The 25,478-nt window shown below is 74.8% G+C and carries 19 protein-coding genes; 12 read left to right on the top strand and 7 right to left on the bottom strand.

Annotated elements, in window-relative coordinates; genetic code table 11:
* Positions 1–50: 50 nt before the first annotated feature.
* The gene (locus EV188_RS10690; protein WP_133826174.1) at positions 51–524 is read left to right on the top strand and encodes an Lrp/AsnC family transcriptional regulator; all 474 of its coding nucleotides are present in this window, start codon (positions 51–53) and stop codon (positions 522–524) included.
* Between the two features lie 46 nt (positions 525–570).
* On the opposite strand, the gene EV188_RS10685 is transcribed toward EV188_RS10690, so the two are convergent.
* From EV188_RS10685 to EV188_RS10675, 3 genes are read right to left on the bottom strand one after another with little or no spacing between them, the layout of a single operon-like run.
* A complete protein-coding gene (locus tag EV188_RS10685; protein ID WP_133826371.1) occupies positions 571–2,019 on the bottom strand; it encodes an aldehyde dehydrogenase in 1,449 nt (482 codons plus the stop codon).
* Positions 2,020–2,060: 41 nt separating this feature from the next.
* Positions 2,061–2,948 (bottom strand): hydroxymethylglutaryl-CoA lyase, encoded by an 888-nt coding sequence (locus EV188_RS10680; protein ID WP_133826173.1) that lies wholly within the window; start codon positions 2,946–2,948, stop codon positions 2,061–2,063.
* A 17-nt stretch (positions 2,949–2,965) separates the two neighbouring features.
* Positions 2,966–4,027, bottom strand: coding sequence for a hypothetical protein (locus EV188_RS10675; protein WP_133826172.1), 1,062 nt, complete (start codon positions 4,025–4,027; stop codon positions 2,966–2,968).
* A gap of 195 nt (positions 4,028–4,222) precedes the next feature.
* Here EV188_RS10675 and EV188_RS10670 point away from each other — a divergent pair, with 195 nt between their 5' ends.
* From EV188_RS10670 to EV188_RS32225, 6 genes are all read left to right on the top strand, one after another.
* The gene (locus tag EV188_RS10670; RefSeq protein ID WP_166659813.1) at positions 4,223–5,368 is read left to right on the top strand and encodes a lysylphosphatidylglycerol synthase transmembrane domain-containing protein; all 1,146 of its coding nucleotides are present in this window, start codon (positions 4,223–4,225) and stop codon (positions 5,366–5,368) included.
* 231 nt (positions 5,369–5,599) lie between these two features.
* Positions 5,600–7,252, top strand: coding sequence for a hypothetical protein (locus tag EV188_RS32950; RefSeq protein WP_279536713.1), 1,653 nt, complete (start codon positions 5,600–5,602; stop codon positions 7,250–7,252).
* 177 nt (positions 7,253–7,429) lie between these two features.
* The gene (locus tag EV188_RS10660) at positions 7,430–9,334 is read left to right on the top strand and encodes a dynamin family protein (protein WP_133826170.1); all 1,905 of its coding nucleotides are present in this window, start codon (positions 7,430–7,432) and stop codon (positions 9,332–9,334) included.
* Positions 9,335–9,552: 218 nt separating this feature from the next.
* Positions 9,553–11,007, top strand: coding sequence for a dynamin family protein (locus tag EV188_RS10650; RefSeq protein ID WP_243741592.1), 1,455 nt, complete (start codon positions 9,553–9,555; stop codon positions 11,005–11,007).
* A gap of 93 nt (positions 11,008–11,100) precedes the next feature.
* Complete coding sequence (locus tag EV188_RS10645) at positions 11,101–12,066, top strand: hypothetical protein (RefSeq protein WP_133826169.1); 966 nt, start codon at positions 11,101–11,103, stop codon at positions 12,064–12,066.
* A 59-nt stretch (positions 12,067–12,125) separates the two neighbouring features.
* The gene (locus EV188_RS32225) at positions 12,126–13,937 is read left to right on the top strand and encodes an Hsp70 family protein (protein WP_208114101.1); all 1,812 of its coding nucleotides are present in this window, start codon (positions 12,126–12,128) and stop codon (positions 13,935–13,937) included.
* 13 nt (positions 13,938–13,950) lie between these two features.
* On the opposite strand, the gene EV188_RS10635 is transcribed toward EV188_RS32225, so the two are convergent.
* On the bottom strand, positions 13,951–16,638 hold the full coding sequence (locus EV188_RS10635) for a helix-turn-helix transcriptional regulator (RefSeq protein WP_133826168.1): 2,688 nt from the start codon (positions 16,636–16,638) through the stop codon (positions 13,951–13,953).
* A gap of 308 nt (positions 16,639–16,946) precedes the next feature.
* On the opposite strand from EV188_RS10635, the gene EV188_RS10630 reads away from it, so the two are divergent.
* The 4 genes from EV188_RS10630 to EV188_RS10615 all read left to right on the top strand — a co-directional run bounded on the left by EV188_RS10630 (position 16,947) and on the right by EV188_RS10615 (position 22,037).
* Entirely contained in the window at positions 16,947–19,130 is a 2,184-nt protein-coding gene (locus EV188_RS10630) for a protein kinase domain-containing protein (protein ID WP_133826167.1), read from the top strand.
* Between the two features lie 66 nt (positions 19,131–19,196).
* Entirely contained in the window at positions 19,197–19,943 is a 747-nt protein-coding gene (locus tag EV188_RS10625) for a (Fe-S)-binding protein (protein ID WP_133826166.1), read from the top strand.
* Positions 19,944–19,957: 14 nt separating this feature from the next.
* Positions 19,958–21,409, top strand: a complete 1,452-nt coding sequence (locus tag EV188_RS10620) for a LutB/LldF family L-lactate oxidation iron-sulfur protein (protein ID WP_133826369.1) — start codon at positions 19,958–19,960, stop codon at positions 21,407–21,409.
* Entirely contained in the window at positions 21,396–22,037 is a 642-nt protein-coding gene (locus EV188_RS10615) for a LutC/YkgG family protein (RefSeq protein WP_133826165.1), read from the top strand. The genes EV188_RS10620 and EV188_RS10615 overlap by 14 nt, the downstream gene beginning before the upstream one ends.
* A gap of 37 nt (positions 22,038–22,074) precedes the next feature.
* Here the strand turns inward: EV188_RS10615 and EV188_RS10610 are convergent, their stop codons facing one another.
* Both EV188_RS10610 and EV188_RS10605 read right to left on the bottom strand, forming a co-directional pair.
* The gene (locus tag EV188_RS10610) at positions 22,075–23,595 is read right to left on the bottom strand and encodes a class I adenylate-forming enzyme family protein (protein ID WP_208114100.1); all 1,521 of its coding nucleotides are present in this window, start codon (positions 23,593–23,595) and stop codon (positions 22,075–22,077) included.
* Positions 23,592–24,563, bottom strand: a complete 972-nt coding sequence (locus EV188_RS10605; RefSeq protein WP_133826164.1) for a phosphotriesterase family protein — start codon at positions 24,561–24,563, stop codon at positions 23,592–23,594. Before EV188_RS10605 ends, EV188_RS10610 begins: the two co-directional genes overlap by 4 nt.
* An 81-nt stretch (positions 24,564–24,644) precedes the next feature.
* Between EV188_RS10605 and EV188_RS10600 the strand changes: the two genes are divergently transcribed.
* Positions 24,645–25,157, top strand: a complete 513-nt coding sequence (locus EV188_RS10600; RefSeq protein ID WP_166659812.1) for a class I SAM-dependent methyltransferase — start codon at positions 24,645–24,647, stop codon at positions 25,155–25,157.
* On the opposite strand, the gene EV188_RS10595 is transcribed toward EV188_RS10600, so the two are convergent.
* On the bottom strand, positions 25,148–25,363 hold the full coding sequence (locus tag EV188_RS10595) for a hypothetical protein (RefSeq protein WP_133826162.1): 216 nt from the start codon (positions 25,361–25,363) through the stop codon (positions 25,148–25,150). The genes EV188_RS10600 and EV188_RS10595 overlap by 10 nt on opposite strands.
* Positions 25,364–25,478: the final 115 nt, after the last annotated feature.

Here is a 25,478-nt window from a genome sequence, read left to right as displayed (position 1 = left end):
GAGCACTATGGTCAGCGCGTCGGTGCCGTCGGCCGTGGGGAGTGAGCAGGATGGAACCCGTCGACGCCGTCGACGCACGCCTGCTGCAGGCCCTCGGCGAGGAACCGCGCGCCACGGTCGTCGCGCTCGCCGAACGCCTCGGGCTCGCGCGCAACACCGTGCAGGCGCGTCTGACCCGCCTGGAGAGCCGGGGCGTGCTCGGCGACTTCGCCCGGCGCATCGACCCCGCCGCGCTCGGGCACCCGCTGCGCGCCTACGTCACCACGCGCGTCGACCAGCGTCGCCTCGCCGAGGTGACCGAGGCGCTCGCCCGCATCCCCGAGGTGGTCGAGGTCGTGGGGCTCGCCGGCGACGACGACCTGCTCGTCCAGGTCGTCGCCCAGAACGCCGACGCGCTGTACACGATCGCCGGGAGCCTGCTCGCCGTCCCGGGCGTGGAGCGGACGTCCACCGCGCTCGTCATGCGCCAGCTCGTCCCGTTCCGCCTCGACCCGCTGCTGGAGCGATGCGCTGCGCGCACGTGAGTGATCTGGGTCGTCATGACGACCCAGATCACTCACGTGCGAAGCATCAGCCCAGCGTGAACGGGTCGCGGGTGCCGCCGGTGAGCTCCACCCAGACGGCCTTGGTCTCGAGGTAGGCGTCGATGCCGTGGACGCCGTTCTCGCGGCCGATGCCCGAGTCGCCGAAGCCGCCGAACGGCACGCTCGGCGCGACGACGCGGTAGGCGTTGATCCACACCGACCCCGCCTTGATCTTCGCCGCCACGCGGTGCGCGCGGTGCACGTCCTTCGTCCACACCGCACCCGCGAGGCCGTACGGGGTGTCGTTGGCGAGCTTGACCGCGTCGTCCTCGTCGGTGAACGTCACCGCGGCGAGCACGGGCCCGAAGACCTCCTCGCGGAACACCGTGTCGGTCGGCTTCACCGAGAGCACGGTCGGCTGGACGAAGTAGCCCCCGAGGCCCTCGTCGGCGACCCCGCCGTACGCCACGGTCGCGCCCTCGTCGCGCGCGGTGGACAGGTAGCCGACGACCTTCTCGTACTGCATCTTGTTGGCGACCGGGCCCATCTCGGTGTCCGCGCCGAACGGGTCGCCGAGCTTGATCTGCGAGGCGCGCTCGGCCACCAGCCGCACGAGCTCGTCGTGGACGTCCTCGTGCACCACCAGCCGCGAGCCCGCCATGCACGTCTGCCCGGTCGCGGCGAACACGCCGGCCACGAGCCCGTTCGCCGCCGCCTGCAGGTCGGCGTCCGGGAACACGACCTGCGGCGACTTCCCGCCGAGCTCGAGCGTGGCGGGGTGCAGCTTCTCGGCGGCCGCCGCGGCCACCTTGCGCCCGGTCGCCGTCGAGCCGGTGAACGCGACCTTGTCGACACCCTCGTGCGCGGCGAGGTGAGCGCCGGCGGCACCGGTGGAGGACGTCACGACGTTGACCACGCCGTCGGGGATGCCGGCTTCCTTGATCAGCTCGGCGAACCCGAGCGTCGAGCCGGGCGCGTGCTCCGAGGGCTTGATGACCACGGTGCAGCCGGCGGCCAGGGCCGGCGCGACCTTCCAGCTCATCAGCAGCAGCGGCGAGTTCCAGGGCGTGATCGCCGCGACGACCCCGACCGGCTCGCGGCGCGTGTAGACGAGGTAGTTCGGGTTCGGCGAGGGGATCTGCGCGCCCTCGATCTTGTCCGCGAGCCCCGCGTAGTAGTGGTACCAGCCGCCCAGGCCCTGGAGCTGCCCGAGCATCTCGCGGTAGAGCTTGCCGGAGTCGTTGACCTCGAGGCGCGCGAGCCGCTCGGCGTTCTCGCCGATCAGCTCCGCCAGCCTGCGCAGCCGCGCCGCGCGGGCGAAGCCCGTCATCCGGCCCCACTCGCCGTCCAGCGCGGCGCGGGCGGCGCCCACGGCGGCGTCGACGTCCTCCGTGCCGCCGTCGGGGATGTCGGCCCACGGCTGACCGGTGTAGGGGTTCTCGGAGGTGAACGTCCTCCCCGAGATCGCACCGGTCGGCTTCCCGCCGATCAGCATGGACAGCTGCTCGAGCTCGCTCACGAATGCTCCTTGGGGTGTCAGCCGGGGAACGTGCCGGCGCGCGGCAGCAGGGCGGGGACGGTGTAGCCGAGCTGGTCGGACAGGAAGCCCGCGATCGGCAGCAGCGCGTCGAGGTCGAGACCGGTCGGGTGGCCCATCCGGTCGAGGAGGTAGACGAGGTCCTCGGTGGCGATGTTGCCGGTGGCCGCCGGGGCGAACGGGCAGCCGCCGATGCCGCCGTTGGACGAGTCGAGCCAGTCGACGCCCCACTCGAGCGCGGCGACGGCGTTGGCGAAGCCGGTGTTGCGGGTGTTGTGGAAGTGCGCGCGCATGAGCGCGTCCGGGGCGACCGCCCGCACCCCGTCGAGCAGGGTGCGGACGTGGGTGGGGACGCCGACGCCGATGGTGTCGGCGATGGCGATCTCCTTCGCCCCGGCCGCGGCGCCGCGGCGGGCCACCTCGACCACACGGTCCGGGTCGACCTCGCCGTCGAACGGGCACCCGAACGACGTCGCGATCGTCAGCGACGCGAACAGGTCGCGCCCGGCCGCCTCGGCGAGCACCTCCTCGGCGACCTCGGTGAGCGCGTCTGTCGTCGAGTTCTGGTTGGCCTTGGCGAACCCGTCGGAGGCCGGCACGACGACGTTGACCTCGTCGACGCCGGCCTGCACCGCCCGGTCCCAGCCGCGCCGGTTGAGCACCAGCCCGATGTACGAGACGCCCTCGGCCCGGTGCAGGCCCTCCATCACCGCCTCGGCGTCGGCCATCGCCGGCACCAGCTTCGGGTGCACGAACGACACCGCCTCGATGCGCCGCGCGCCGGCCGCCGTGGCCCGCTCGATCAGCTCGATCTTCGCGCCCGTCTCCAGCAGCGCCCGTTCGTTCTGGAGCCCGTCGCGCGGGCTCACCTCCACGATGCCGACCACGGGCCCGATCCTGCCCCTCACCCGCGGACGGCGGCCACCACCGCGGCGTGCTCGCGCAGCGTCGCGGCGGGATCCTCGCCACGCTGACGACCCATCCCGCAGTACTGCGCGACGCCGAAGTCGCCGAGGTGCCGCGAGGCCGTGGTCTGGCGCCGGCGCAGCCCGTCCTCGCCGTCGATCGGCAGCACGATCCCGAGGAAGATCCGCGAGTCCGGGGTGTCGAGGTCGGCGAGCGGGGCGAAGAAGCGGTCGTCCTCGCTGCGCAGGTAGCGCGGGCCCGCGAGGTGCACCCAGTCGACCGGGCGCCCGGCGTGCGCGACGGCGTGGTTGGCCATCCGCACGATCAGGCCCATGTCGCGGGCCTCGAACATCGGCCACTCGGGGAACGTGCCGTAGCAGAGGTGCAGGCCCAGGAGGACCTCCTCGGGCACCTGCGGGGCCAGGCGCGACCAGGGACCGGCGAAGCGCTCCCACGCGTCCCCCTCGGTCCACCCGACGACGCCCTCGATGTCGATCACCTCGTAGGCGAGGTCCCACTGCAGCGCGAGGTCGGCGGGCGGGATCACCGCGAGCAGCTCGCGGATCGCGCGCGCCCAGAGGTCCTCGAGCGCCGGCCCGACGAGGGCCCAGTCCCGGGCGTAGGCGTCCTTGAACGCCCCGGTGAACACGCTCGACGGGAACGGCAGGCCCACCTGGAAGCGCAGGTGGGACGGGATCACGCCCTCGGCGCGCAGGGCGGCGAAGCGCTCGTAGGACGCGAGGGTCTCGGCGACGCGCGGCCAGGCGTCGAAGCGCAGCTGCTCGACGCCGTCGCGGACGGTCAGCCGCGCGGTGTCGTAGGCGTGCCGGGCGCGGCCCGTCGGCGAGCCGGTCGGGGCGAGCACGGTGATGTCGGGGTGCGGCTCGAGCAGCGTCGTGCGGTCGTACCCGACCCAGGCGCCGCGCGGACCGGACTCCCCGTCGGGCAGGGCGGCGACGCGGTCGCCGAACAGCTCCGCGCCCCGGCGGAACCCCTCGTCGGTCGAGTCGACCGGCAGGCTCCCGACCAGCAACAGGTCGCTGTCCACGCGGCGGCTCATGGCGGCTCCTCCTCGACTCCGACGGGGGCGCGGTGGGTGCGCCGAGGTCATCGGGCAGCATGTCACCGCTGCACCCGCGGGACCGCTCGTCGCCGGCCGATCACCGGTCGGGTGATCTCCGGGGGACATCACGCGTGTGGCCGGACGTGATCGGTCACCCATCGGTGAACGTCCGTGCAGGAGGACACTGGAGGGGTGAGTGCGACCGTGACCACCGCGTCGGCGGGACTGTCGGGCGCCTCCCCGCGCACCCGGAGGCTGCTGCGGATCGCCACCGGGATCGTGGTGGCGGCGGCCATCACGACCGGCATCGTCATCGTGTGGCCCACCGTGAAGGACGCGGGAGCGGCCCTGGTCGGTGCCGACCCGATGTGGGTCGCGGTCGCCGTCGCCTGCGAGGCCGGCGCGCTGATCGCCTTCTCGATCCTGCACCACCGCCTGCTCGTCGCGGCCGCGGTCCGGGTGTCGCTGGGCGCGGTCACGATGGCCACGCTCGCCGCCAACGCGCTGCACCTCACCGTGCCCGGCGGCGCCGCGCTGTCGACGGCCTACACCTACAAGCGGCGCCGGGCCTGGGGCGCCACGGGACCCGCCACCACCTGGACGATGGTCGCCGGCGGCGTCGCGGCCAGCCTGGCCCTCGCCGCGATCGCCCTGGGGTCCGCGCTCGTGGTCGGCGGCCGCCCGACCTCGCTGCCCTGGCTGATCCTGCAGATCGTCGGCGTCGCCGCGCTGGGTGCCGGCGTCATCGTCGTCGCCAAGCGGCCCGGCCTGCTCGTCACGGCGGGGTCGTGGGGGCTGCGCGCGGTCAATCGCGTGCGCCGCAAGCCCCGCGAGAGCGGTGTCCCCGAGCTCGCCGAGCAGATCGCCGCGCTCCAGCTCATCGAGCTCAAGGGACGCGGCCGCCTCGTCGTCGGCACCTCCGCGCTCGCCAACTGGATCCTCGACATCGCCTGCCTCGCGGCCTGCTGTGCCGCCGTCGGCGCGCGGGGCATGACGCTCGCGCTGGTGCTCGTCGCCTACGCCGCCGCCACCGCCGCCTCGAGCGCGGCGTTCCTGCCGGGCGGCCTCGGGCTCGTCGACGGCGCGCTGCTGGCCGCGCTGGTCGCGGGCGGCGTCCCGTCGCGGCCCGCCCTCGCGGCGGTGCTGCTCTACCGCCTCGTCAGCTTCGTCGGCGTCGCGATCGCGGGCTGGATCGCCTGGTTCGTCATCCACGCGAAGGAGACGCCGTCGGCGATCGCCGACGACGAGCCCGAGGCCGACGTCGCGTCGGACGACGTCGCGCCGACGCGCGGCGAGCAGGACGCCTCCGCCGGCCGCCTGCGCCGCGGCCCGGGCTGACTTCCCGGGCCCGTCGTGAGTAGCGATCGCGGCCGTTCCCGCCCGCTACTCACGTCCCCGGACCGGGTCGCCGGGCGTTCGTCGCCCGGGACCGAGTAATCCCCGAGCAACCGCGGTGGTCATCGAGTAGTGCGCTGCTCATGACGGGGGGTCCCGGCGCCCGCAGTCTTGTGCCCAGACCGAGACAGCGGGCCGGCACACCGGTCCTCCCCGGAACGGAACGAGACCGTCATGACCATCCCCGTGAGCCCCGCGAACCTCCCGACCCAGCCGGCCGGCGACCCCGCGAGCGACGTCGACCCCACCGTGCCCCCGGCCGGCGGCGACACGCCCGCCCCGATCCCTCCGGACGACGGGACGACCCCTCCGGACGACGGCACCACCCCTCCGGACGACGGGACGACCCCTCCGGACGACGGGACGACCCCGCCGGACGACGGCACGACCCCTCCGGACGACAGCACGGACCCGGACGACACCGACCCCGGGTGGCCCACCTACCCGTACCCGTCGGGCGAGGGCGACATCAAGCCCGAGTGCCCGCCCTACGACAGCTGCGCCACGTACGTCGAGCAGGGCTGCCTGCCCCGTGACTACAACTGCCCGATGCACGCGACGTACTGCCCGCCCGACTGCGGGTACCTGTACGACAACCTCGAGCCCTCGGGTCACTACTGCGACCCGTACGAGTACGACCCGGTGTGGAACCCGCACTGCTACCACGAGGTCCACAACCAGTGGGGCTTCCACCCGATCCACAACCCGTACTGCTGGCACCCGCACTACAACCCGGAGTGCTACCACCCGGTGCACTGCCCCGAGGGCTACAACCCGGACTACTGCCCGGACGCGCCGCGGCCGGAGGGGTGCCCGGACCCGGACGACTGGTACCAGACCCACCCGCACCCGACCCCGCCGCCGCACGTCCCGCCGATGCCGCCGATCGACGACGAGGGCATGCCCACGCCCACGCCGGGCGCGCCCGAGCCCGAGCCGTGGCCGGGCACCGGTGGCGAGACGACCCCGCCGGACACGGGTGAGACGACCCCGCCGGACACGGGCGAGACGACCCCGCCGGACACGGGCGAGACGACCCCGCCGGACACGGGCGAGACGACCCCGCCGGACACGGGCGAGACGACCCCGCCCGACACGGGCGAGACGACCCCGCCGGACACGGGCGAGACGACCCCGCCCGACACGGGCGAGACGACCCCGCCCGACACGGGCGAGACGACCCCGCCCGACACCGGGGAGACGACCCCGCCCGACACGGGCGAGACGACCCCGCCCGACACCGGGGAGACGACGCCGACCGACCCCACGGGTGGCATCGACGAGCCGCAGCCCGACCCGACGGGCGGGATCGACGAGCCCCAGCCCGACCCCACGGGCGGCATCGACGAGCCCGACCCGACGGGTGGCATCGACGAGCCCCAGCCCGACCCCACGGGCGGGATCGACGAGCCCGACCCGACGGGCGGCATCGACGAGCCGGTGCAGACCAGCCCGTTCCCCGACGACGACCCCTTTGGCGGAGCGGGCGGCGTCGACCAGGCGCCCGAGTCCGAGTCGAACGAGGACGGCGGCCTGGTCTTCCACGGCAGCGGCAACGGTGGCGACACCGGCACGTCGACCCCGGAGCCGATCGACGACTCGCCGTCGTCGGGTGGCTTCGAGGAGCAGCAGCAGGAGGAGCCCGTCCTCGAGTCGGTGGGCTCCGGCGGCAGCAGCCACTCGGGCGGCTCCGACGACGGTGGGTTCGAGCACGGCGGCGGCGGCTTCGAGTCGAGCGGCGGCGGTCACGACGGCGGCTCGAGCGGCGGCGGTCACGACGGCGGCGGCTCGGACGGCGGCGGCGGGTCGGACTCGGCCGACGGCTGACCCACGCCGGGGCGCCCGGCACGAACGGTCCGGCACGGTCCTCGCGACCGTGCCGGACCGTCGTGCGCCCGGGGCCCGGTGCGCCGGCAGGAACCATCGACAGACATGAGTAGTCGCTACTCATGACGATCACGCCCGGGCGGCGGAGGCTGGTGCCCGACGGGGAGAGGAGAGGGCATGGCGGTCCAGCAGCAGCAACAGCAGAAGCAGAGCGCCGCTGCGCGCCACGCCACCGAGACGATCGACATGGCGATCAAGGGCGCGCAGGCCTACGAGCGCGACGACCTGGTCGCGCGGCTCAAAGGCGCCAAGCAGATCCTGAGCGACGCCTCGATCACGGTGCACGTCGTCGGCGAGTTCAAGCAGGGCAAGAGCTCCCTGATCAACGCCATGCTGAGCGCGCCCATCTGCCCGGTGGACGACGACGTGGCGACCGCGGTCCTCACCGAGGTGCGCTACGCCAAGAGCCTGTCCGCGAGCGCGGTCTTCGAACCCGCCTCGGGCGCCTCGGGCGCCGGCTGGAACGAGACGATCGCGCCGTCGGACGTCCCCCAGTACGCCTCCGAGTTCGGCAACCCCGGCAACAGCCGCAACCTGCGCCGCGTCACCGTCGGGCTCGACCGCCCGATCCTCTCCAACGGCCTCGTCCTGGTGGACACGCCCGGCGTGGGCGGCATCGGGTCCGGGTCGAACGCGTCGACGATCAGCTCGCTGCCCCGGTCCCACGCCGTGCTCTTCGTCAGCGACTGCTCCCAGGAGCTGACCGACAGCGAGATGTCGTTCCTGCGGACCGTGAAGGAGCTGTGCCCGACCGTCCTGTTCGTGCTGACCAAGACCGACCTGTACCCGCACTCGGACCGCATGCTCGAGCGCGACCGGCAGCACCTGCAGCGGGCGGGGATCGAGATCGAGTCGCTCGCGGTGTCGTCGGAGATCCGCTCGCTGGCGGCCAGCACGATGAGCAAGGACCTCAACAACGAGTCCGGCTTCCCCGCGCTGATCTCGAACATCAACGAGATCGTCGCCGGCGGCGAGAAGCTCGCCCTCGACGCGGCGATCACGCACGTGCGCTCCGCCGTCGAGCAGATGGAGGTCGTGGCGCGCGCCCGGCTGGCCGCCCTGGCCGACCCGAAGCGGTCCGCGGCGCTCGTCGGTGAGCTCACGCGCGCCAAGGAGCAGGCCGACGCGCTGCGCGAGCGCTCGTCCAAGTGGCAGTCGGTGCTCCAGGACGGGTTCGCCGACATCTCGTCCGACATCGACTTCGACCTCCGCCAGCGCACGCGGATCGTGGTCCACGAGGCCGAGCAGTCGATCGACAACGGCGACCCCGGGAAGAACTGGGAGGAGTTCGAGGCGTGGCTCCGGCAGCGGCTGGCCGGGGAGGCGCTGGAGAACTACGCCATGTTCGTGAACCGGGCTAAGGAGGTCGCCATCGCGGTCGGCCAGCACTTCGACATCGCCGAGTCGCAGGTGGTGCGCGCCCGCGAGGTGGCGGCGCCCGTCGAGCTGCTCGACGGCCTCAAGGCCGACGCCACCTTCGCCGAGAAGAAGGCGAAGGGCGCCGGGATGGCCGCGTTCCAGAAGTCCTACAGCGGCTTCCTCATGTTCAACATGCTGATGAGCCTGACCGGGCTGCCGGTGCCGTTGGGCCTGGGCGTCATCCCGGGCCTGCTGCTCGGCCGGATGGGGTGGAAGGAGGAGCAGAAGCGGGCCCTCGAGAAGCGCCGCTCCGAGGCGAAGACCGCGGTGCGCCGGTTCGTGGACGAGTTCAACATGCACTTCGGCAAGGACTCGCGCGACGCGATCCGCCACGTGCAGCGCGAGCTCCGCAACGCCTGGTCGCAGCGGGTGTCCGAGCTCCAGCGCTCGTCGACCGAGGCGCTCGCCGCGGCCCAGGAGGCCGCCAAGAGCAGCGAGTCCGACGTCGGTGCCCGGTCGCGCGCCGAGACCGACCTCCAGTCCCTGGCCAGCCTCATGGCGCGCGTGGAGGACCTCTCCGCGCACCTCGAGCGCACCCGCGCGGGCGGGCTGTCGGGCGGCCCCGCGCCGGCCGCCGCCGCACCCGTGAAGGCCGTGACGTGAACCGCGGCGACCGGCCCCGCCCGGGCCCGTACGGACCCCCGCCCCAGGGACCCGGACGTCCGCCGGGGCCCGGCGGCCTGCGCGGGCCCGGGCCGCCCGGAGGCCCCGGACCCCGGCCGCCCGGTCCCGGCGGCCCGGCGCGCGGGTTCCCGCCGTCGGCTCCCTTCCCGCCGGCCGCCCCACCGGGCCCGCCACCGCCGGCGTCGTTGCTGACCCGCGTGCGGGGCCTCGTCCAGCAGGCCATGGAGATCTACGCGGGCGGCCCGGCGCAGCCCGCTCTGCAGGCGGCCGCCGCCCGGCTCGAGGAGCCGCTGCGGGTGGCCATCGCCGGCCGGATCAAGTCGGGGAAGTCGACGCTGCTCAACGCGCTGGTCGGGCAGGAGCTCGCGGCCACCGACGCGGGCGAGTGCACGCGGGTGGTGACCTGGTACCGCGACGGCCACACCTACCGGGTGACGGCCCACCCGCGCCAGGGTCCGCCGCGCCAGCTGCCGCCCGGACCGTCGGGGCGGCTGCTCGACAGCGACCTGGGCGGGATGCGCGCGCAGGACGTGGAGCGCCTCGTCGTCGACTGGCCCTCGCCCTCGCTGAAGACGATGACCCTGATCGACACCCCGGGCATGGACTCGCTGACCACCGAGCTCTCCCGGCGCACCGAGTCCGCGCTGAACGAGCAGGGCGGCGGTCCCAGCACGGCGGACGCGGTCGTCTACCTGATGCGCCACATCCACACGTCCGACGTCCGGTTCCTCGAGACCTTCCGGGACGACCCGACCGAGCGCCGGCCGATCAACACCCTCGGCGTGCTGGCCCGCGCGGACGAGGTCGGGCACGGACGCCCCGAGGCCCTCGAGAGCGCCGCCCGCGTCGCCGAGCGCTACCGCGTCGACCCCCGCGTGCAGGCGCTGTGCCAGACCGTCGTGCCGGTGGCGGGCCTGCTCGCGTCGACCGCCGCGACCCTGCGCGAGGACGAGTTCCGGGCCATCGAGCTGCTGGCCGAGGCGCCCGAGGACGACGTCGAGCAGATGCTGCTCACCGCCGACCGCTTCGCGAACCGCGAGATGCCCGACCTCGACCTGTCACCGGCCCGCCGCGCCGCGCTCCTCGACCGCTTCGGGCTCTTCGGCATCCGGCTCTCGGTGCGCCTGCGCTACACCGGCGTCGCGGGCACGGCGGGCGCGCTGTCCCGCGAGCTGCTCACCCGCAGCGGCCTGCAGCCGCTGCGCGAGGCGCTGCTCAGCCGCTTCGCCGGGCGCGCCGAGGTGCTCAAGGCCCGGTCCGCGCTGCTCGCCGTCGAGGCCACCATCAAGCGCTACCCGGTGCCCGCCGCGCAGCACCTGCTGCACGACCTCGAGATCGTCACCTCCGGGGCGCACGAGTTCGCCGAGGTCCGCCTCCTCGACGGCATCCGCGTCGGGTCCCTCATGCTCACCGACGCCGAGCGGGAGTCCGCCGAGCGCCTGCTGGGCGGCAGCGGGGTCGAGATCTGGCAGCGCCTCGGGATCGAGCCCCACACCTCGCCGAACGAGATGCAGCGGGTGGCGCGCGCGGCGCTCGCCCAGTGGCAGCGCCGCGCCGAGCACCCGGCGTCCGCGCGCGACGTCCGCCAGGCCGCGCGGGTCCTGGTGCGCACCTGCGAGGGCCTGCTCGTGGGCGCCCTGGGGTCCTGGTGACCCACCGCCATGAGCAGGACGCCACCGGGCCGCACCGGAAACCGAGTAGTGGTTGCTCATGACCCCGCGCCCGGCCCGACCGAGACTCGTGACATGACCCCGCGGGCACCCAGCGCCGTGCCGCCCGGGATGCCGGCGCATCTCTGGGAGGCGGCGAAGCGCGACGTCCGGGGCGTGATCCCGGACTGGCTGCGCAGCGCGCAGGAGAACGGGGCCGACGCCCCGGCGCACATCCGCGAGGTCGCCCGACGTGCGGCGAAGGCCGGCGCCGGCCTGGGGATGGCCATCGCCGTCGGCACCTCGGTCGAGGCCGCGGCCTCGGAGACCGGCGGTGCCCCGGTGGTCGACGGCGCCACGGTGGCGACCGTCGCCCACACCACCCCGGACGTCCCGCCCGCCGGCGACGCGCCGTCCCTCGCCGAGTCGTTCCGCGTGCTCGACCCGCACGGCGTCGGCGACGGGTGGCTGACCGTCGAGATGTACCAGGACGTCGTGGTCAACGAGGGCGCCGACGCCCTCTACAACGTCGACGCCTTCCAGTACCTCGTCATCTCCGACGACGACGGCCGTAACTACGTCTTCAAGGAGCACCACCACGCCGCGGTGCCCGAGCCCCCGGCGAGCGAGACCGACCTGCTCATCCACGAGCGGGGCCAGGTACACGTCGTCGAGAATTCGGACGGCAGCTTCTCCGTCGACACCGTGAGCTACGACCGCAGCGTCAACGGGCTCAGCGAGCCGGCTCCCGAGAGCGGGCTCGGCGACGAGGCCCCGCCCGATACCCCACCCGACGACACCTCCGACGATCACGGGTGGAGGCCCCCTGTCGGGCCGGCGCCGGTCCCGGCACCGTCGGTCGACGTGCCGACGACCGCGCAGGCTCCGGAGCCGATCCACGACGTGCTCGACGCCCCCGACCCGCACGCCGACGGCGACGTCCCCGGCGAGCACGGGGACACCACGGGTGCGCCGGATGCGCACGTCGGCGGCCACGACACCCACGACACCCACGACGACGCCGGTAACGACCCGCCCGACGCGAGCGAACTCGCCGTATAGACCGCGGTTCCCGGCCGACACCCCGAGACGACGATGCGTGAGAGAGAAAGGAGATTCCGGTGGGCTACGGACTCGGCGTGGATCTAGGAACCACCTTCACCGCCGCCGCGGTCGACCGGGACGGCCGTGTCGAGATGGCCAGCCTCGGGGACCGCGCCGCGGCCGTGCCCTCGGTGATCCTCATCCGCGAGGACGGCGCCGTGCTCACCGGCGACGCCGCGGAGCGCCGGGCCGCCTCGGAGCCCGACCGCGTCGCCCGCGAGGTGAAGCGGCGCTTCGGCGACCCGATGCCGCTGATCCTCGGCGGGTCGCCGTACGCGGCCGGCGACCTCATGGCCCGCCAGCTGGGCGACGTCGTCCGGGCGGTGAGCGAGCGCGAGGGCGGGATGCCCGACGTCGTGACCCTGACCCACCCCGCGAACTGGGGCCCGTACAAGCGCGAGCTGTTCGACCAGATCCCGCGCCAGGCCGGTCTCCGCAACGTCCGGATGATCACCGAGCCGGAGGCGGCCGCGGCCCACTACGCCACCAACGAGCGCCTGGAGGACGGCGCGACCGTCGCCGTCTACGACCTCGGCGGCGGCACCTTCGACGCGACGCTGCTGCGGACGTCGGGCAACGGCTTCGAGCTGCTCGGGACGCCGGAGGGCATCGAGGGCCTCGGTGGCATCGACTTCGACGAGGCCGTGTTCACCCACGTCGACCGCGTGCTCGGCGGGCCCGTGTCCGAGCTCGACCCGTCGGACCCGCGCGCGACGAGCGCGGTGATCCGCCTGCGCCAGGACTGCGTGCTCGCCAAGGAGGCGCTCTCCGCCGACACCGAGACGACGATCCCGGTGATGCTGCCCTCGCTGCAGACCGAGGTGCGCCTGACCCGCGGCGAGTTCGAGGACATGGTCCGCCCGTCCATCGCGGCGACGATCGCGTCGCTGCGCCGCGCGCTCGACTCGGCGCGCGTGCAGCCCGAGCAGCTGACCACCGTCCTGCTCGTCGGGGGCTCGTCGCGCATCCCGCTCGTGAGCCAGATGGTGTCCGCGGAGCTGGGGCGACCGACCGCGGTCGATGCCCACCCGAAGCACGCGATCGTCCTCGGGGCGGCCGGCATGGCGCACACCGAGTACGTCCACGGCGGCGGCCCCCACGGCGGGTCGACCGGCCCGCAGGTGCGGCGGACCGCCGCGGCCGCCACCACCATGGTCGGCCCCATGACCGGCCCGTCGTCGGGCACGTTCCAGCGGCCCACCCACCTGCCGCCGCCGCGGCGGAACGGCCCGCCCTCCGGGGCGATCCCGGCGGCCGCCGGGGCGGGCACCACGGCGATGCTGCAGAACGGGCCGCGCCCGGGTGCGCCCCGCGGGTCGATGCCGGTGGGGACCCCGGCGGCCGGGATGCCGGCACCCGCGCTGCAGTCCTCCGAGCCCGAGAAGAAGCCCCGCCGGCGCGTGCCCATGGCCATCGGGGCGGCGCTACTGCTGGCGGTGCTCGCCGGCGGCGGGACCTACGCCTACCGGGTCGCGTCGGCCGACGCCACGCCCACGCCGGCCGGCGCCACGGAGATCGCGCCGGCCCCGGCGTCGGTGGCGCCGCCGCCCGTGGTCGTCGCGCCCGCCGCGCCGGTCGCCGAGGATCCCGCCGGGTCGTCGGGCGGCTCCCAGCAGGGCAGCCAGGCCCGCCGCGCACCCAGCAACTCCGGCGGCTCCGGGGGCTCCGGCGGTGGCAACGGTGGCGGCGGGTGGAACAACGGCCGCACGTCGGAGCACACCAGCGCGCCCCACACGACGCCGCCCCCCGACTGCTGCGCGTCGGGCAGCGGCACCGACGGCGGGAGCGGTTCGGGCGGGACCGACGGCGGCTCGGCGAGCGGCTCCTGACGCCCGCGGGTGCTCAGCGGGCGACGTGCAGGCCCGCCACCTGCGAGAGCTCCCCGCGCCCGGACACGCCGAGCTTCGCGTAGACCGCGCGGAGCACGTTGTCCACGGTGCGGACCGAGACGACCAGCTGCTCGGCGATCGCCTTGCTCGTCAGGCCGGTGGCGGCCAGCGAGGCGATCTCCAGCTCGCGGCGCGTCAGCTCGGTCGACGCCTCGAGGAGCCCGAGCGCCGGGGTCCGCGCCTCCTCGCACTCCCCGGCCCAGGCCCGCGCCCGCGCCGCGGACGCCCGCGCGGCCGCGGTGCTGCCGTCCGACCGGTGCACCGCGGAGGCCTGGGCCGCGACCTCGGCGGCCAGCAGCAGGGACCCGAGCTGCTCGAAGCGGGCGGCGACCTCGTCCAGGGCGGCGCCGTCGCGCGTGCTGAGACCCCGGGCGTGGTCGACGACGAGGGCCGGCCACGCACCGTCGAGGTCGGCGGCCAGGACCTCGAGCTCGTCGGCCACCACACCGATGGCGCGCACGCGGACCACCGTGTGCAGGGTCTGCAGCAGGTGCCCCGGGTCCTCGGTGGCGGCGACCGCGGCGACCGCCGTCTCCGTCGCGGCCGACACCCGGCCCTCGACGCCGAGGAGCCACACGTGGGCGGCGGTCTGCCACCCCGCGAACAGGCCCCCGCCGGGGACGTCGTCGGCGGCGGCCAGCACCGTGCGCGCCTCGGCGAGCTCCCCGGACGTGGCCAGCACCGTCGACAGCTCGGCGGCCAGCGGGACGGCGAAGCAGAAGCGCGACGCGGACACGGCCGCCGCCGCCTCCCGCAGCCAGCGCGCGGCGGACTGGACCCGTCCCCGGCGTGCCGCCACGATCCCCTGCCACGTGGCGTAGATGGCCATCGGCGTGCGCAGGCCCTGGGCCAGCGCCTCCGCGTAGCAGTCGCGGGCGAGCTTCTCGGCCCGGTCCAGCTCGCCGGCCTGCAGGTCCGCGGACCACGACGCCGTGAGGAACTGGAAGCGCAGCCAGCCGCCGCTCGGGTCGCCGTCGCGCTCGATCATCGGCAGGCCCCGCGCGACGAGGTCGCGGGCGCGCCCCAGGGCGCCGGCCCGGGCGCTCGCGAACGCGGCGACCGACAGGGCGGCGACGTGGATCCCGGGATCCCCGCTGTCGTCGGCGATCAGCGGCTCGAGGCGCTCGAGGGCCGCGCGGGGCCGGCCGTCGAGCAGTGACACCACGGCCCGCAGCCAGGCCTCGCCGGCCGGGGCGGAGCCGCCGGGGATCGTGCGCTCGAGCGCGTGCAGGACGTCGCGGGTGCCGACGACGTCGTGCAGGCCCCAGTAGGCGTTCGGCACGCGGATGAGCGCCGAGGCCACGAGCTGGGCGGGCGGGGCCGAGGCCATCTCCGGCCGCGTGGCGACCTCGGCCAGCACCGCCTCGGCCTCGTCGAAGCGGTCCGCCGCGACCAGGGCGCGGGCCAGCTGGTGGCGCACGTCGACGGTCCCGCCGGAGTCCGCGGCGGCGCGCAGCAGCTGGTCGGCGAGCCCGGCGTCGGCGGCGGCCGCGTCCCGGGCGGCGGCGAGCAGCTCGTGGGCGTCGGCCTCCTCGCCCTGGCCGATGCGGAACCCGAGCAGCCGGCTGCGGTCCTCGCCGCGCCGGGTGCCGTGGGCCTCCATCGCGCGGGTGAGGCGGTGGTACGCCTGGCGCTCCTGCAGCGGGGTGGCCTGCTGGCGCAGGATCTCGGCGTAGAGGGGGTGCCGGAGGCGGACGTTGACCCGGCGCCCCTCGCGGACCGACTCGACGAGCTCCCGGCGCTCCAGCGTCGCGAGCACCGAGGGCGAGACGAGCTCGGCCGCCACCTCGCTGCCCAGCGGCTGGCCGAACGCGAGCAGACCCAGCAGGTCGCGCTCGGGCGCCGCCAGCGAGCCCATCCGCGCCTCGACCATCTCCACCAGGCGCGCGGAGGGCGTGAACTCGCCCTCCCACCGCCACACCGCCCCGGTCTGGCGCAGCGTGCCGTCCTCCCGCGCGCCGTCGACGATCTCGCGCAGGAAGAGCGCGTTGCCCAGCGAGTACCGCCACAGCCGCAGGAGGGCCGCCCCGTCCACGTGCCCGCCGAGGGCCCGGGCGACCAGCTGGTCGCTCTGGACGCGGTCGAACTCCTGGATGTCGAGGCGGTCGATCAGCCCCTCCTTCCAGAGGGCGAAGATCGGGTCCGGGAGGGTGAGCCCGGCCGGGGCGGTGATGACGAGGAAGGCGTCGCCGGAGACGGCGAGCTGGTGGAGCAGCACCGCCGAGGTCGTGTCGAGGACGTGCGCGTCGTCCACGGCGAGGATGAGCTGGCCCGCGCCGGGCTCCGGGCGCAGGGCGAGCCGCGCGGCGTGCAGCAGATGACCGGTCAGGCCCGTCTCGCCGTCCGGCGGGGCGTCCATGCGGGGCAGGAGATGGCTCATCGCGCCGAGCGGGATGTCCTGGGTGGAGCGGCTCGCCATCACCCAGACGGGCGACCAACGGGCACTTTCCGTGGTGACCACCGCGGCCAGGGTCGCGCGCGCCAGGCGGGTGCGACCGACGCCGGGTGGACCAACGAGCATGACGCCGGCGCACTGCCGGGTCTGGGCGAGATGGACGATCGAGGACAGCGTCTCGGAGCGTCCGACCAGCGGCCAGAGCTCCGGCATGATGCCGTACCCCTCCTCGAACCGGGCGCCCATCCGGGCCCGTGTGTTCTCCGTATGGTTCACGGACGGTACGCGGACCACAAGGATCACGGTCGGCCGGGGCGCCCGTGAGTGGATAGTGGCGCGGGCCCGTGACCAGCGAGGATCGTGACGGACGGGGTTCGCCTCGATGCGCTGAGTGTCCAGTGGGGCGTGCGACCCGCTCGCGCCGTCACGGCCGGACGGCGGCGCGGCGGACCGGGGCTCCGCTCGGCGCGGGACGGATCCGTGGCCCCGGGGACGGCGTTAACCTTCGGCGCGGATCGCCCGGGGGGCGCCGGACCGGACAGGGGTGTGATCAGGTGGCCGCCGAGGGCGAGGTGTTCGGCCCGTACGAGCTGCGGCGTCTGCTCGGCCGCGGTGCGATGGGGGAGGTCTGGGAAGCCTTCGACACGCGGCGTGAGCGGTCCGTCGCGCTGAAGCTGCTCGGCGCCGCGGTGGCGGCGGACCCGGAGTCCCGGGCGCGGTTCCAGCAGGAGGCGCGGCTGACCGCGCGGCTGTCCTCGCTGCACGTCATCCCGATCCACGACTTCGGGGAGATCGACGGCCGTCTCTTCGTCGACATGCGTCTGGTCGACGGCGGCGACCTCGCGGCCGCCGTCCGCGCCCACCCGGGCGGGCTGCCGCCGGCTCGCGCCGCGGATGTCGTCAGCCAGATCGCCGAGGCCCTCGACTCGGCCCACGCCGCCGGTCTCGTGCACCGCGACGTCAAGCCGTCGAACGTGCTGCTGACCGGGCAGCGCGGCGGCGACTTCTGCTTCCTGGTCGACTTCGGCATCGCCCGCCTCGCGAACCCCGGCGCGTCGCAGCTGACGAGCACCGGGACGGTGCTGGGCACCACGGCGTACATGGCCCCGGAGCTGTTCTCCGGGGACCAGGCGACCTTCCGCAGCGACGTCTACGCGCTGGCGTGCCTGCTCTACGAGCTGCTCACCGGCGGGCGGCCCTATCCCGGCCCGGACCCGGTCGCGCACATGGGCCAGCACGTGCACCAGCCCGTGCCCGCCCCCTCGTGGTCACGGCCGGACCTGGCGGTGTTCGACCGCGTCGTCGCCACCGGCATGGCCAAGGACCCGTCGCAGCGGTTCCCCACGCCCGGGGCGCTGGCCGACGCGACGGTCGCGGCGCTCGGCGGGCCCCGCACGGGGCCCGCCCCGGTGGGTGCCGCGACCTCGGTGCTGGGCGCGGGAGCGGGCGGCCCGGGTGTCGCGCCGCCCCGGTCCGGGCCGCCGAGCACGGCGTGGACCGCCGCGGACGGGACCGGACCGGTGGCACCCGGGTCGGGTCCTCCGGGGTCGGGTCCGCCGGGGTCGGGTCCGCCGGGGTCGGGTCCGCCGGGGTCGACGCGCGTCGGGGCGCCGACCCCCGGCCGCCCGGCCCCGCCCCCACTGGAGGCCCCGTCGGGCGGGCGCCGTCCGTGGCGGTGGGTCGCCGTCGGGCTCGCCGCGCTGGTCGTCGTCGCCGGCGGCGCGATCGGGGCCGACGCGGTGTTCGACCTCTGGTCGCCGGGCGCGGTGCCGACGGCCCGGGCCGTCGCCCCGCCGGCGCAGAGCCCGCGGTGGGTCGAGGTCAGCCCCGACGGGCGGCGGGTGTTCGTCAGCGGCCTCACCGGCAGCCCGCCGACGCCCTCGGTCGCCGTCGTCGACGCCGCGACCGACCAGGTCACCGGCTCGGTCCCGGTCGGCACGTTCCCCGGCGACGTGGTGTCCAGCGGCGACGGGACGCGGGTCTACGTCAGCGAACGGGGCACCGACGCCGCACCGGGGACCGCGCTCGCGGTCATCGACACGACGGTGAACAGGGTGACGTCGCAGATCGAGATCGGGCCCGCACCGTCGGGTGTCGCGCTGAGCCCCGACGGGCGCATCGCCTACGTCGCGAACGAGGGCACCAACGCCGCGCCCGGCAGCACCGTCTCGGTGGTCGACCTGACCGGGGCGCGCGTCACGGCGACCGTGCCGGTCGGGCAGGGGCCCAGCGGTCTCGCGCTGTCCCCCGACGGCCGCAAGCTCTACGTCGCGAACGAGGGCGTGCTCACCGGGGTGGGCAACACCGTCTCCGTCGTCGACACCGCCACCAACGCCGTGACCGGCACGATTCCGGTCGGCGACACCCCGCGCAGCGTGGCCTTCCGCCCCGACGGCCGGTACGCCTACGTCGCGAGCCAGGGGACGGCGCAGGCCCCGCAGGGGTCGGTCAGCGTCATCGACACGGCCACCGACACCGTCACGGCCACGATCACCGAGGGGCTCGGCGGGCCCATCGGCGTCGCGGTGACCGGCGACGGCCGCAACGTGCTCGTCACCAACTACGGCAGCGAGGCGGCGCCGGGGACGACGGTGTCGGTGATCAACAGCCGCGACGACGTCATCGGCACCGTGCCGGTCGGCCAGCAGCCGTTCGGCGTCGCCGGCTCCCGCGACGGCTCGCGGGCCTACGTGACCAGCCGCTCGGAGTTCTGGGTCCTGGACTTCCCGGCCCGCTGACCGAGCGGCGCCCCGACGGCGCGGGGGACACTCGGGGGCCACCACCACCACGATCCGAGGAGTCCCTTGAGGATCGCCCTCGTCGCCACCTGCCTGGGCGACGCGATGTTCCCGCAGGCGCCGCGGGCCACGGTCCTGCTGCTCGAGCGCCTCGGGCACGAGGTCGTGTTCCCCGCCGACCAGACGTGCTGCGGCCAGATGCACGTCAACACCGGCTACCTCGACCTCGCGCTGCCGCTGGTGCGCCACCACGTCGACGTGTTCTCCGGGGCCGCGGACGTCGTCGTCGCACCGTCCGGGTCGTGCGTGGGCTGCGTGCGCCACCAGCACGCGATGGTCGCCCGCCGCGGGGGCGACGAGAAGCTCGCGCAGGCCGCGGAGGACCTCGCCGGGCGCACCTACGAGCTCTCCGAGCTGCTCGTCGACGTCCTCGGCGTCACCGACGTCGGCGCGTACTACCCGCACCGCGTCACGTACCACCCGACGTGCCACTCGCTGCGCATGCTGCGCGTCGGCGACAAGCCGCTGCGCCTGCTGCGCGAGGTCCGCGGCCTGACGCTGACCGAGCTGCCCGACGCCGAGGTGTGCTGCGGCTTCGGCGGGACGTTCGCGGTGAAGAACGCCGAGACCTCGACGGCGATGCTCGCGGACAAGATGGCGAACGTGCTCTCGACGCACGCCGAGGTGTGCACGGCGGGGGACACGTCGTGCCTCATGCACATCGGCGGCGGCCTCTCGCGCCTGCGCTCGGGCGTCCGCACGGTGCACCTGGCGGAGATCCTGGCGTCCACCACCGAGGGAGCACCGGCGTGACCACCGACCTCGGCATGCCGACCGTCGCGTCGGACCCGCACGGCCACCTGCGCGGCACCGAACCGTTCCCCGTCGCCGCGCACCGGGCGCTGGCCGACACCCAGCTGCGCCAGAACCTCGGGCACGCCACCCGCACGATCCGGGCCAAGCGCGCCGCCGTCGTCGGCGAGGTCGACGACTGGGAGGAGCTGCGCCGCGCCGGCGAGTGCGTCAAGGCCGACGTGATGGCCCGGCTGCCGGAGCTGCTCGAGCAGCTCGAGGCGTCGGTGACCGCGCGCGGCGGCGTCGTGCACTGGGCGCGCGACGCCGAGGAGGCCAACCGGATCGTCGTCGGCCTGGTGCGGGAGACCGGATCCGACGAGGTCGTCAAGGTCAAGTCGATGGCGACGCAGGAGACCGGGCTCAACGAGGCGCTCGGGGCGGCGGGGATCGCGGCGCTCGAGACCGACCTCGCCGAGCTGATCGTCCAGCTCTCCGACGACAAGCCGTCGCACTTCCTCGTCCCCGCGATCCACCGCAACCGCTCGGAGATCCGCGACATCTTCCTGCGCGAGATGCCGGACGTGGACCCGGACCTCACCGACGAGCCGCGTCGCCTCGCGATGGCCGCCCGCGCGCACCTGCGGCGCAAGTTCCTCTCGGCGCGGGTCGGCATCTCGGGGGTCAACTTCGCGGTCGCCGACACCGGGACGATCTCCGTGGTCGAGTCCGAGGGCAACGGGCGGATGTGCCTGACGCTGCCGGACACGCTGATCACGGTGATGGGCGTCGAGAAGGTCGTGCCGACGTGGTCGGACCTCGAGGTGTTCCTGCAGCTGCTGCCGCGCAGCTCCACCGGCGAGCGGATGAACCCGTACACGTCGTCGTGGAGCGGGGTCACGCCCGGCGACGGGCCGCAGACGTTCCACCTCGTGCTGCTCGACAACGGCCGCTCGAACGTCCTGGCCTCGCCCGACGGGCGGCAGGCGCTCCACTGCATCCGCTGCTCGGCGTGCCTCAACGTCTGCCCGGTCTACGAGCGCACGGGCGGGCACGCGTACGGGTCGATCTACCCCGGCCCGATCGGCGCGGTGCTGTCGCCGCAGCTCACGGGCATCGACGGGCCCGACGACGTCAACGCGTCGCTGCCCTACGCGTCGTCGCTGTGCGGGGCGTGCTTCGACGCGTGCCCGGTGCGCATCGACATCCCGCACCTGCTGGTCCAGCAGCGCGCGGCGGCGGTCGAGGCGCACGGGCGGCCGACGGCGCAGGACCTCGCGATGCGCGCGGCGGCGGCCGCGATGGCGTCGCCGGGGCGGTTCTCGCTGACCGAGCGCGTGGTGAAGCTCGGCCGGCTGCTGAGCCGCTCGGGGCGCATCCGGTCGGTGCCGGGCCCGGGGGCGGCGGCGTGGTTCGGCGCGCGCGACATGCCGGAGCCGCCGGCCGAGACGTTCCGGGAGTGGTGGGGGCGCCGTGAGCGCTCGTGAGGAGGTGCTGGCCCGGCTGCGCGCCGCCCGAGACGTCGGCGGGTCGACGGTGCCGGACGTGCCGCGCGACTACCACCGGACCGGGGTCCACGCGCCCGGGTCGGCGGCGGCCGTGGAGCGCCTGACCGAGACGCTGACCGACTACCGGGCGACGGTGCACCGGGTCGGCGACCTCGACGGTGTCCCGGCGGCCATCGCCGCGGTGCTCGCGGGGTCCTCGTCGGTGGTCGCCCCGCCGGGGTTGCCGGGCGAGTGGCTCGGCGAGGTGACGGCGACGGTCCGGCGCGACGACCCGCCGCTGTCGGTCGCCGACCTCGACCGCCTCGACGCCGTCGTCACCGGCGCCGCCGTGGCGATCGCGGACACCGGCACGTTCGTGCTCGACGCGCTCGCGCCGGACCAGGGCCGGCGGGCGATCAGCCTCGTGCCGGACCACCACGTGTGCGTGATCCGGGCCGCCGACGTCGTGTCCTCGGTGCCCGAGGCCCTCGCGCGCCTGGCCCCGGACGGCCCGCTGACCTTCGTCTCCGGCCCCTCGGCGACCAGCGACATCGAGCTCGACCGCGTCGAGGGCGTCCACGGCCCCCGCCGCCTCGACGTCGTCCTCATCGTCCCCCCACGTGCGTGATCTTCTGAGCCATGGCTCAGAAGATCACGCACGTGGGTCAGCGGCCGCGGACCGGCGCGCCCCAGTCGGTGCCGTCGCGCAGGGTCCGCTTGAGCAGTTTGCCGCCCGGGTTGCGGGGCAGCGGGTCGGCGGACACGACGACGTACTGCGGGACCTTGAAGTCGGCGATCTGGGTGTCGAGGTAGCTGAGCACCGCGCCGACGTCGATCCCCGACCCCACCAGCACCGCGCCGACCTTCTCGCCCATGACGTCGTCCGGGACGCCGACGACCGCCGCGTCGGCGACCCCCGGCGCGCCGGCCAGCGCGTTCTCGACCTCGACCGAGTAGACGTTCTCCCCGCCCCGGTTGATCACGTCCTTGGCGCGGTCGACGATGCGCACGATGCCGTCGTCGACGCGCGCGAGGTCGCCGCTGTGCAGCCAGCCGTCGACGAACGTCCGCGCCGTCGCCTCGGGCGCCGCCCAGTAGCCGTCGACGACGTTCGGGCCGCGGATCAGGAGCTCGCCGACCCCCGCGTCGTCGACGTCGGTGAGCGCGAGGTCGACGACCGGCGCCGCGAACCCCACCGAGTCGGCGTTCTCCGCCGCCCACTCGTGCGGCAGGAACGTGGCGATCGACGAGGTCTCGGTGAGCCCGAACCCGTTGCCCAGCCGGGCCTGGGGCAGGCGTTCCATCAGGCGCCGGACCAGCGCGGGCGCGATCGGCGCGCCGCCGTACGAGACCCGCTGCACGTGCGACAGGTCGACGCCGAGGTCGTCGCGCGCCAGCGTCAGCCCGTAGATCGCCGGGACGCTGACGATCGTGTCGATGCGCTCGTCGACGATCGTCCGCACGAACGTCGCCCCGTCGAACACCGGGAGCACCACCGTGGTGCCGCCCAGCCCGAGCTGGACGAGCAGCTGGGAGTTGCAGCCGGTGACGTGGAACAGCGGCACCGACACGAGGTTGCGCAGCCTCGGGCCGGAGGCGCGGTCGATCCCGACGACGCGGATCGCGGTCTCGACGTTGGACAGGAAGTTGCCGTGGGTGGTCCGCGCGCCCTTGGGCCGCCCGGTGGTGCCGCTCGTGTAGAAGATCGCGGCGAGGTCGCCGGGGACGAGGTCGTCGAGGGCCTCGGGGTAGCCGTCCGGGAGCGCCTCGCCGGGCCGCAGCACGGCCGCTGCCGCGCTGTCCTCGAGGACGTAGGACACCTCCGGCGGCGCGAACCGCGTGTTCACGGGCACCGCGACGGCCCCGGCCAGCAGGGTGCCGAGGAACCCGACCACCCAGTCCAGGCCGGCGGGCAGCAGCGAGGCCACCCGGTCGCCGCGCCCGACCCCCTGCGAGACGAGGCCGCCGGCGACCCGCGCCGCCCGGTCCCACAGCTGCGCGTAGGTGACCCGCTCGCCACCGATCTCGACGACGGCCTCGACGTCCGGGTGGCGCTCCACCGACGCCCGCACCATCGCGACCACCGACGGCGCGAGGTGGTCGTAGCGCGCGACGCCGTCGGCGCCGCGGGTGATGCCGGAGGTGTCGAACGGGGCGGACCCGCGCTCGAGCGGGGTGGGGCTCACGAGAAGTACCGCCGCGGGTTCTCCACCAGCATCGTCGTGAGCTGGTCCTCGGTGACGCCCTGCTCGCGCAGCATGGGCAGCACGTCGCGGTGGATGTGCTCGAAGTGCCAGTTCGGCAGCATCTGCTCCTTCGTCGCCTGGCTCGCGCCGGAGAAGAAGTCGATGTAGCAGGAGGCGTCGTGGGCGAGCACGATCTTCTCGGCGTAGCCCTCGGCGCACAGCGCGGCGATGGTGGCCACCCGCTGGTCGGTCGGGTTGAAGACGTCGATGCCGAAGCGGTCGGCGCCGATCGTGGCGCCACGGTCGGCGATCTCGCGCAGGTAGTCGAGGTCGTTGCTGTCGCCGGCGTGCCCGACGACGACCTTGGTGAGGTCGACGCCCGCCTGCTCGTAGAGGTCGAGCGCGAGCCGCCCGGTCTGGGCCGCGGCGTTGGTGTGGACGGTGATCGGCACACCGGTCTCGACGTGGGTGGCGGCGATGGCGTGCTGGATGCGGGTCTGGTCGGGGGTGAGACCGCGCTCCTCGACGACGCCCTTGAGGAACGCGGCCTTGACGCCCGTGCCACCGATGCCCTCGCGGATGTCCTTGAGGAACATCTCGGTCATCGGCTCGTCGCCGCCGAGCACGGTGCCGGGTCCGCGGTAGTGCAGGAAGTGCGGGATCTCGTCGAACGTGTAGAGCCCGGTGGCGACGACGATGTTGAGGTCGACCTCGGCGTTGATCCGGGCCACGCGCGGGATGTAGCGCCCGAGCCCGACGACGGTGGGGTCGACGATCGTCGTGACGCCGAGCTCGCGCAGCCGGCGCAGCTTGTCGATCGCGTCGGCGACCCGGACCTCCTCGTCCCAGTACTCGTCGCCGTAGTTCTGCATGACGTCCGGGCTCAGCACGAAGACGTGCTCGTGCATCAGCGTCGTGCCCAGGTCGCCGACGTCCACCGGTCCCCGCACCGTCTCCACCGTGGGCATGCCCCGCACCTCCGCCTCCGGGTTGGTCTGTGACCCGGACCACTCTATGGGGTGACGGTGCGGTCGATGTTGGATCGAGCCATGACGGTCCCGCCCCGGCTCCTCGCCGCCGTCGATCTCGTCGATCCGGAGCCGGACGCGCGCGTGCTCGAGGTGGGGTGCGGGCGCGGGGTGGCGGCAGCGCTGCTCGTCGACCGCCTGCCGCGCGGGCACTACACCGGCATCGACCGCTCCGCGACGGCCACCGCGGCGACCGCGGCCCGGCTGGCCGGGCGGGGTCTCGTGTGCGCCACCTCGCTGGCCGCGTTCGAGCCCGACCCGGGGGCGTTCGACCTCGCGCTCGCGGTGAACGTCAACGCGTTCTGGACCGGCCCGGCGCGCGCCGAGCTCGCGGTGCTCGCGACCGCGCTACGGCCGGGCGGGCTGCTGCACCTCGTCTACGGCTCCGACGGCGGCGCGGCACCGCGCACGGACGTCGTCGACCGGCTCGCCGACCACCTGGCCGCGGGCGGGTTCGACCCGGAGATCGACGTGGCGACGCGGCGCGGGGTGCAGCTGCTGCACGTGCGCGCCGTGCGGGGCGATCAGGCCTGACGGTAGGCCAGCAGGCGCACGCCGAGGGCGGACTCGGTGCGCTGGATCTCGGCGAGCTGCTCGTCGCTCAGCTCCGCGTAGGGGCTGGTCGACTCGTAGGCCACGACGGGCGTGCCGAGGCGCTGCTCGAGGCGGTGGAGCTCGTCGAGCGCGGTGTCGTCGAGCGCGGCGGGGCGCAGGTCGGGGCCGGTGGACGGAGCGGACACGGGAGCCTCCCGGAGTGGGTCGGGCTGTCGGGGTGGTGTGACCGGCGACACCGCCGGACGTCGGCGAGTATCCCGCTCTCCATCGCCCGAATCACCCCGTCCGGGCGGAAGTCGC

It is taken from the genome of Actinomycetospora succinea (assembly GCF_004363095.1).
Classification (GTDB): domain Bacteria; phylum Actinomycetota; class Actinomycetes; order Mycobacteriales; family Pseudonocardiaceae; genus Actinomycetospora; species Actinomycetospora succinea.
Note: the sequence above shows the minus strand (reverse complement) of the source record. Positions and strands in the feature narration are given on the sequence as shown.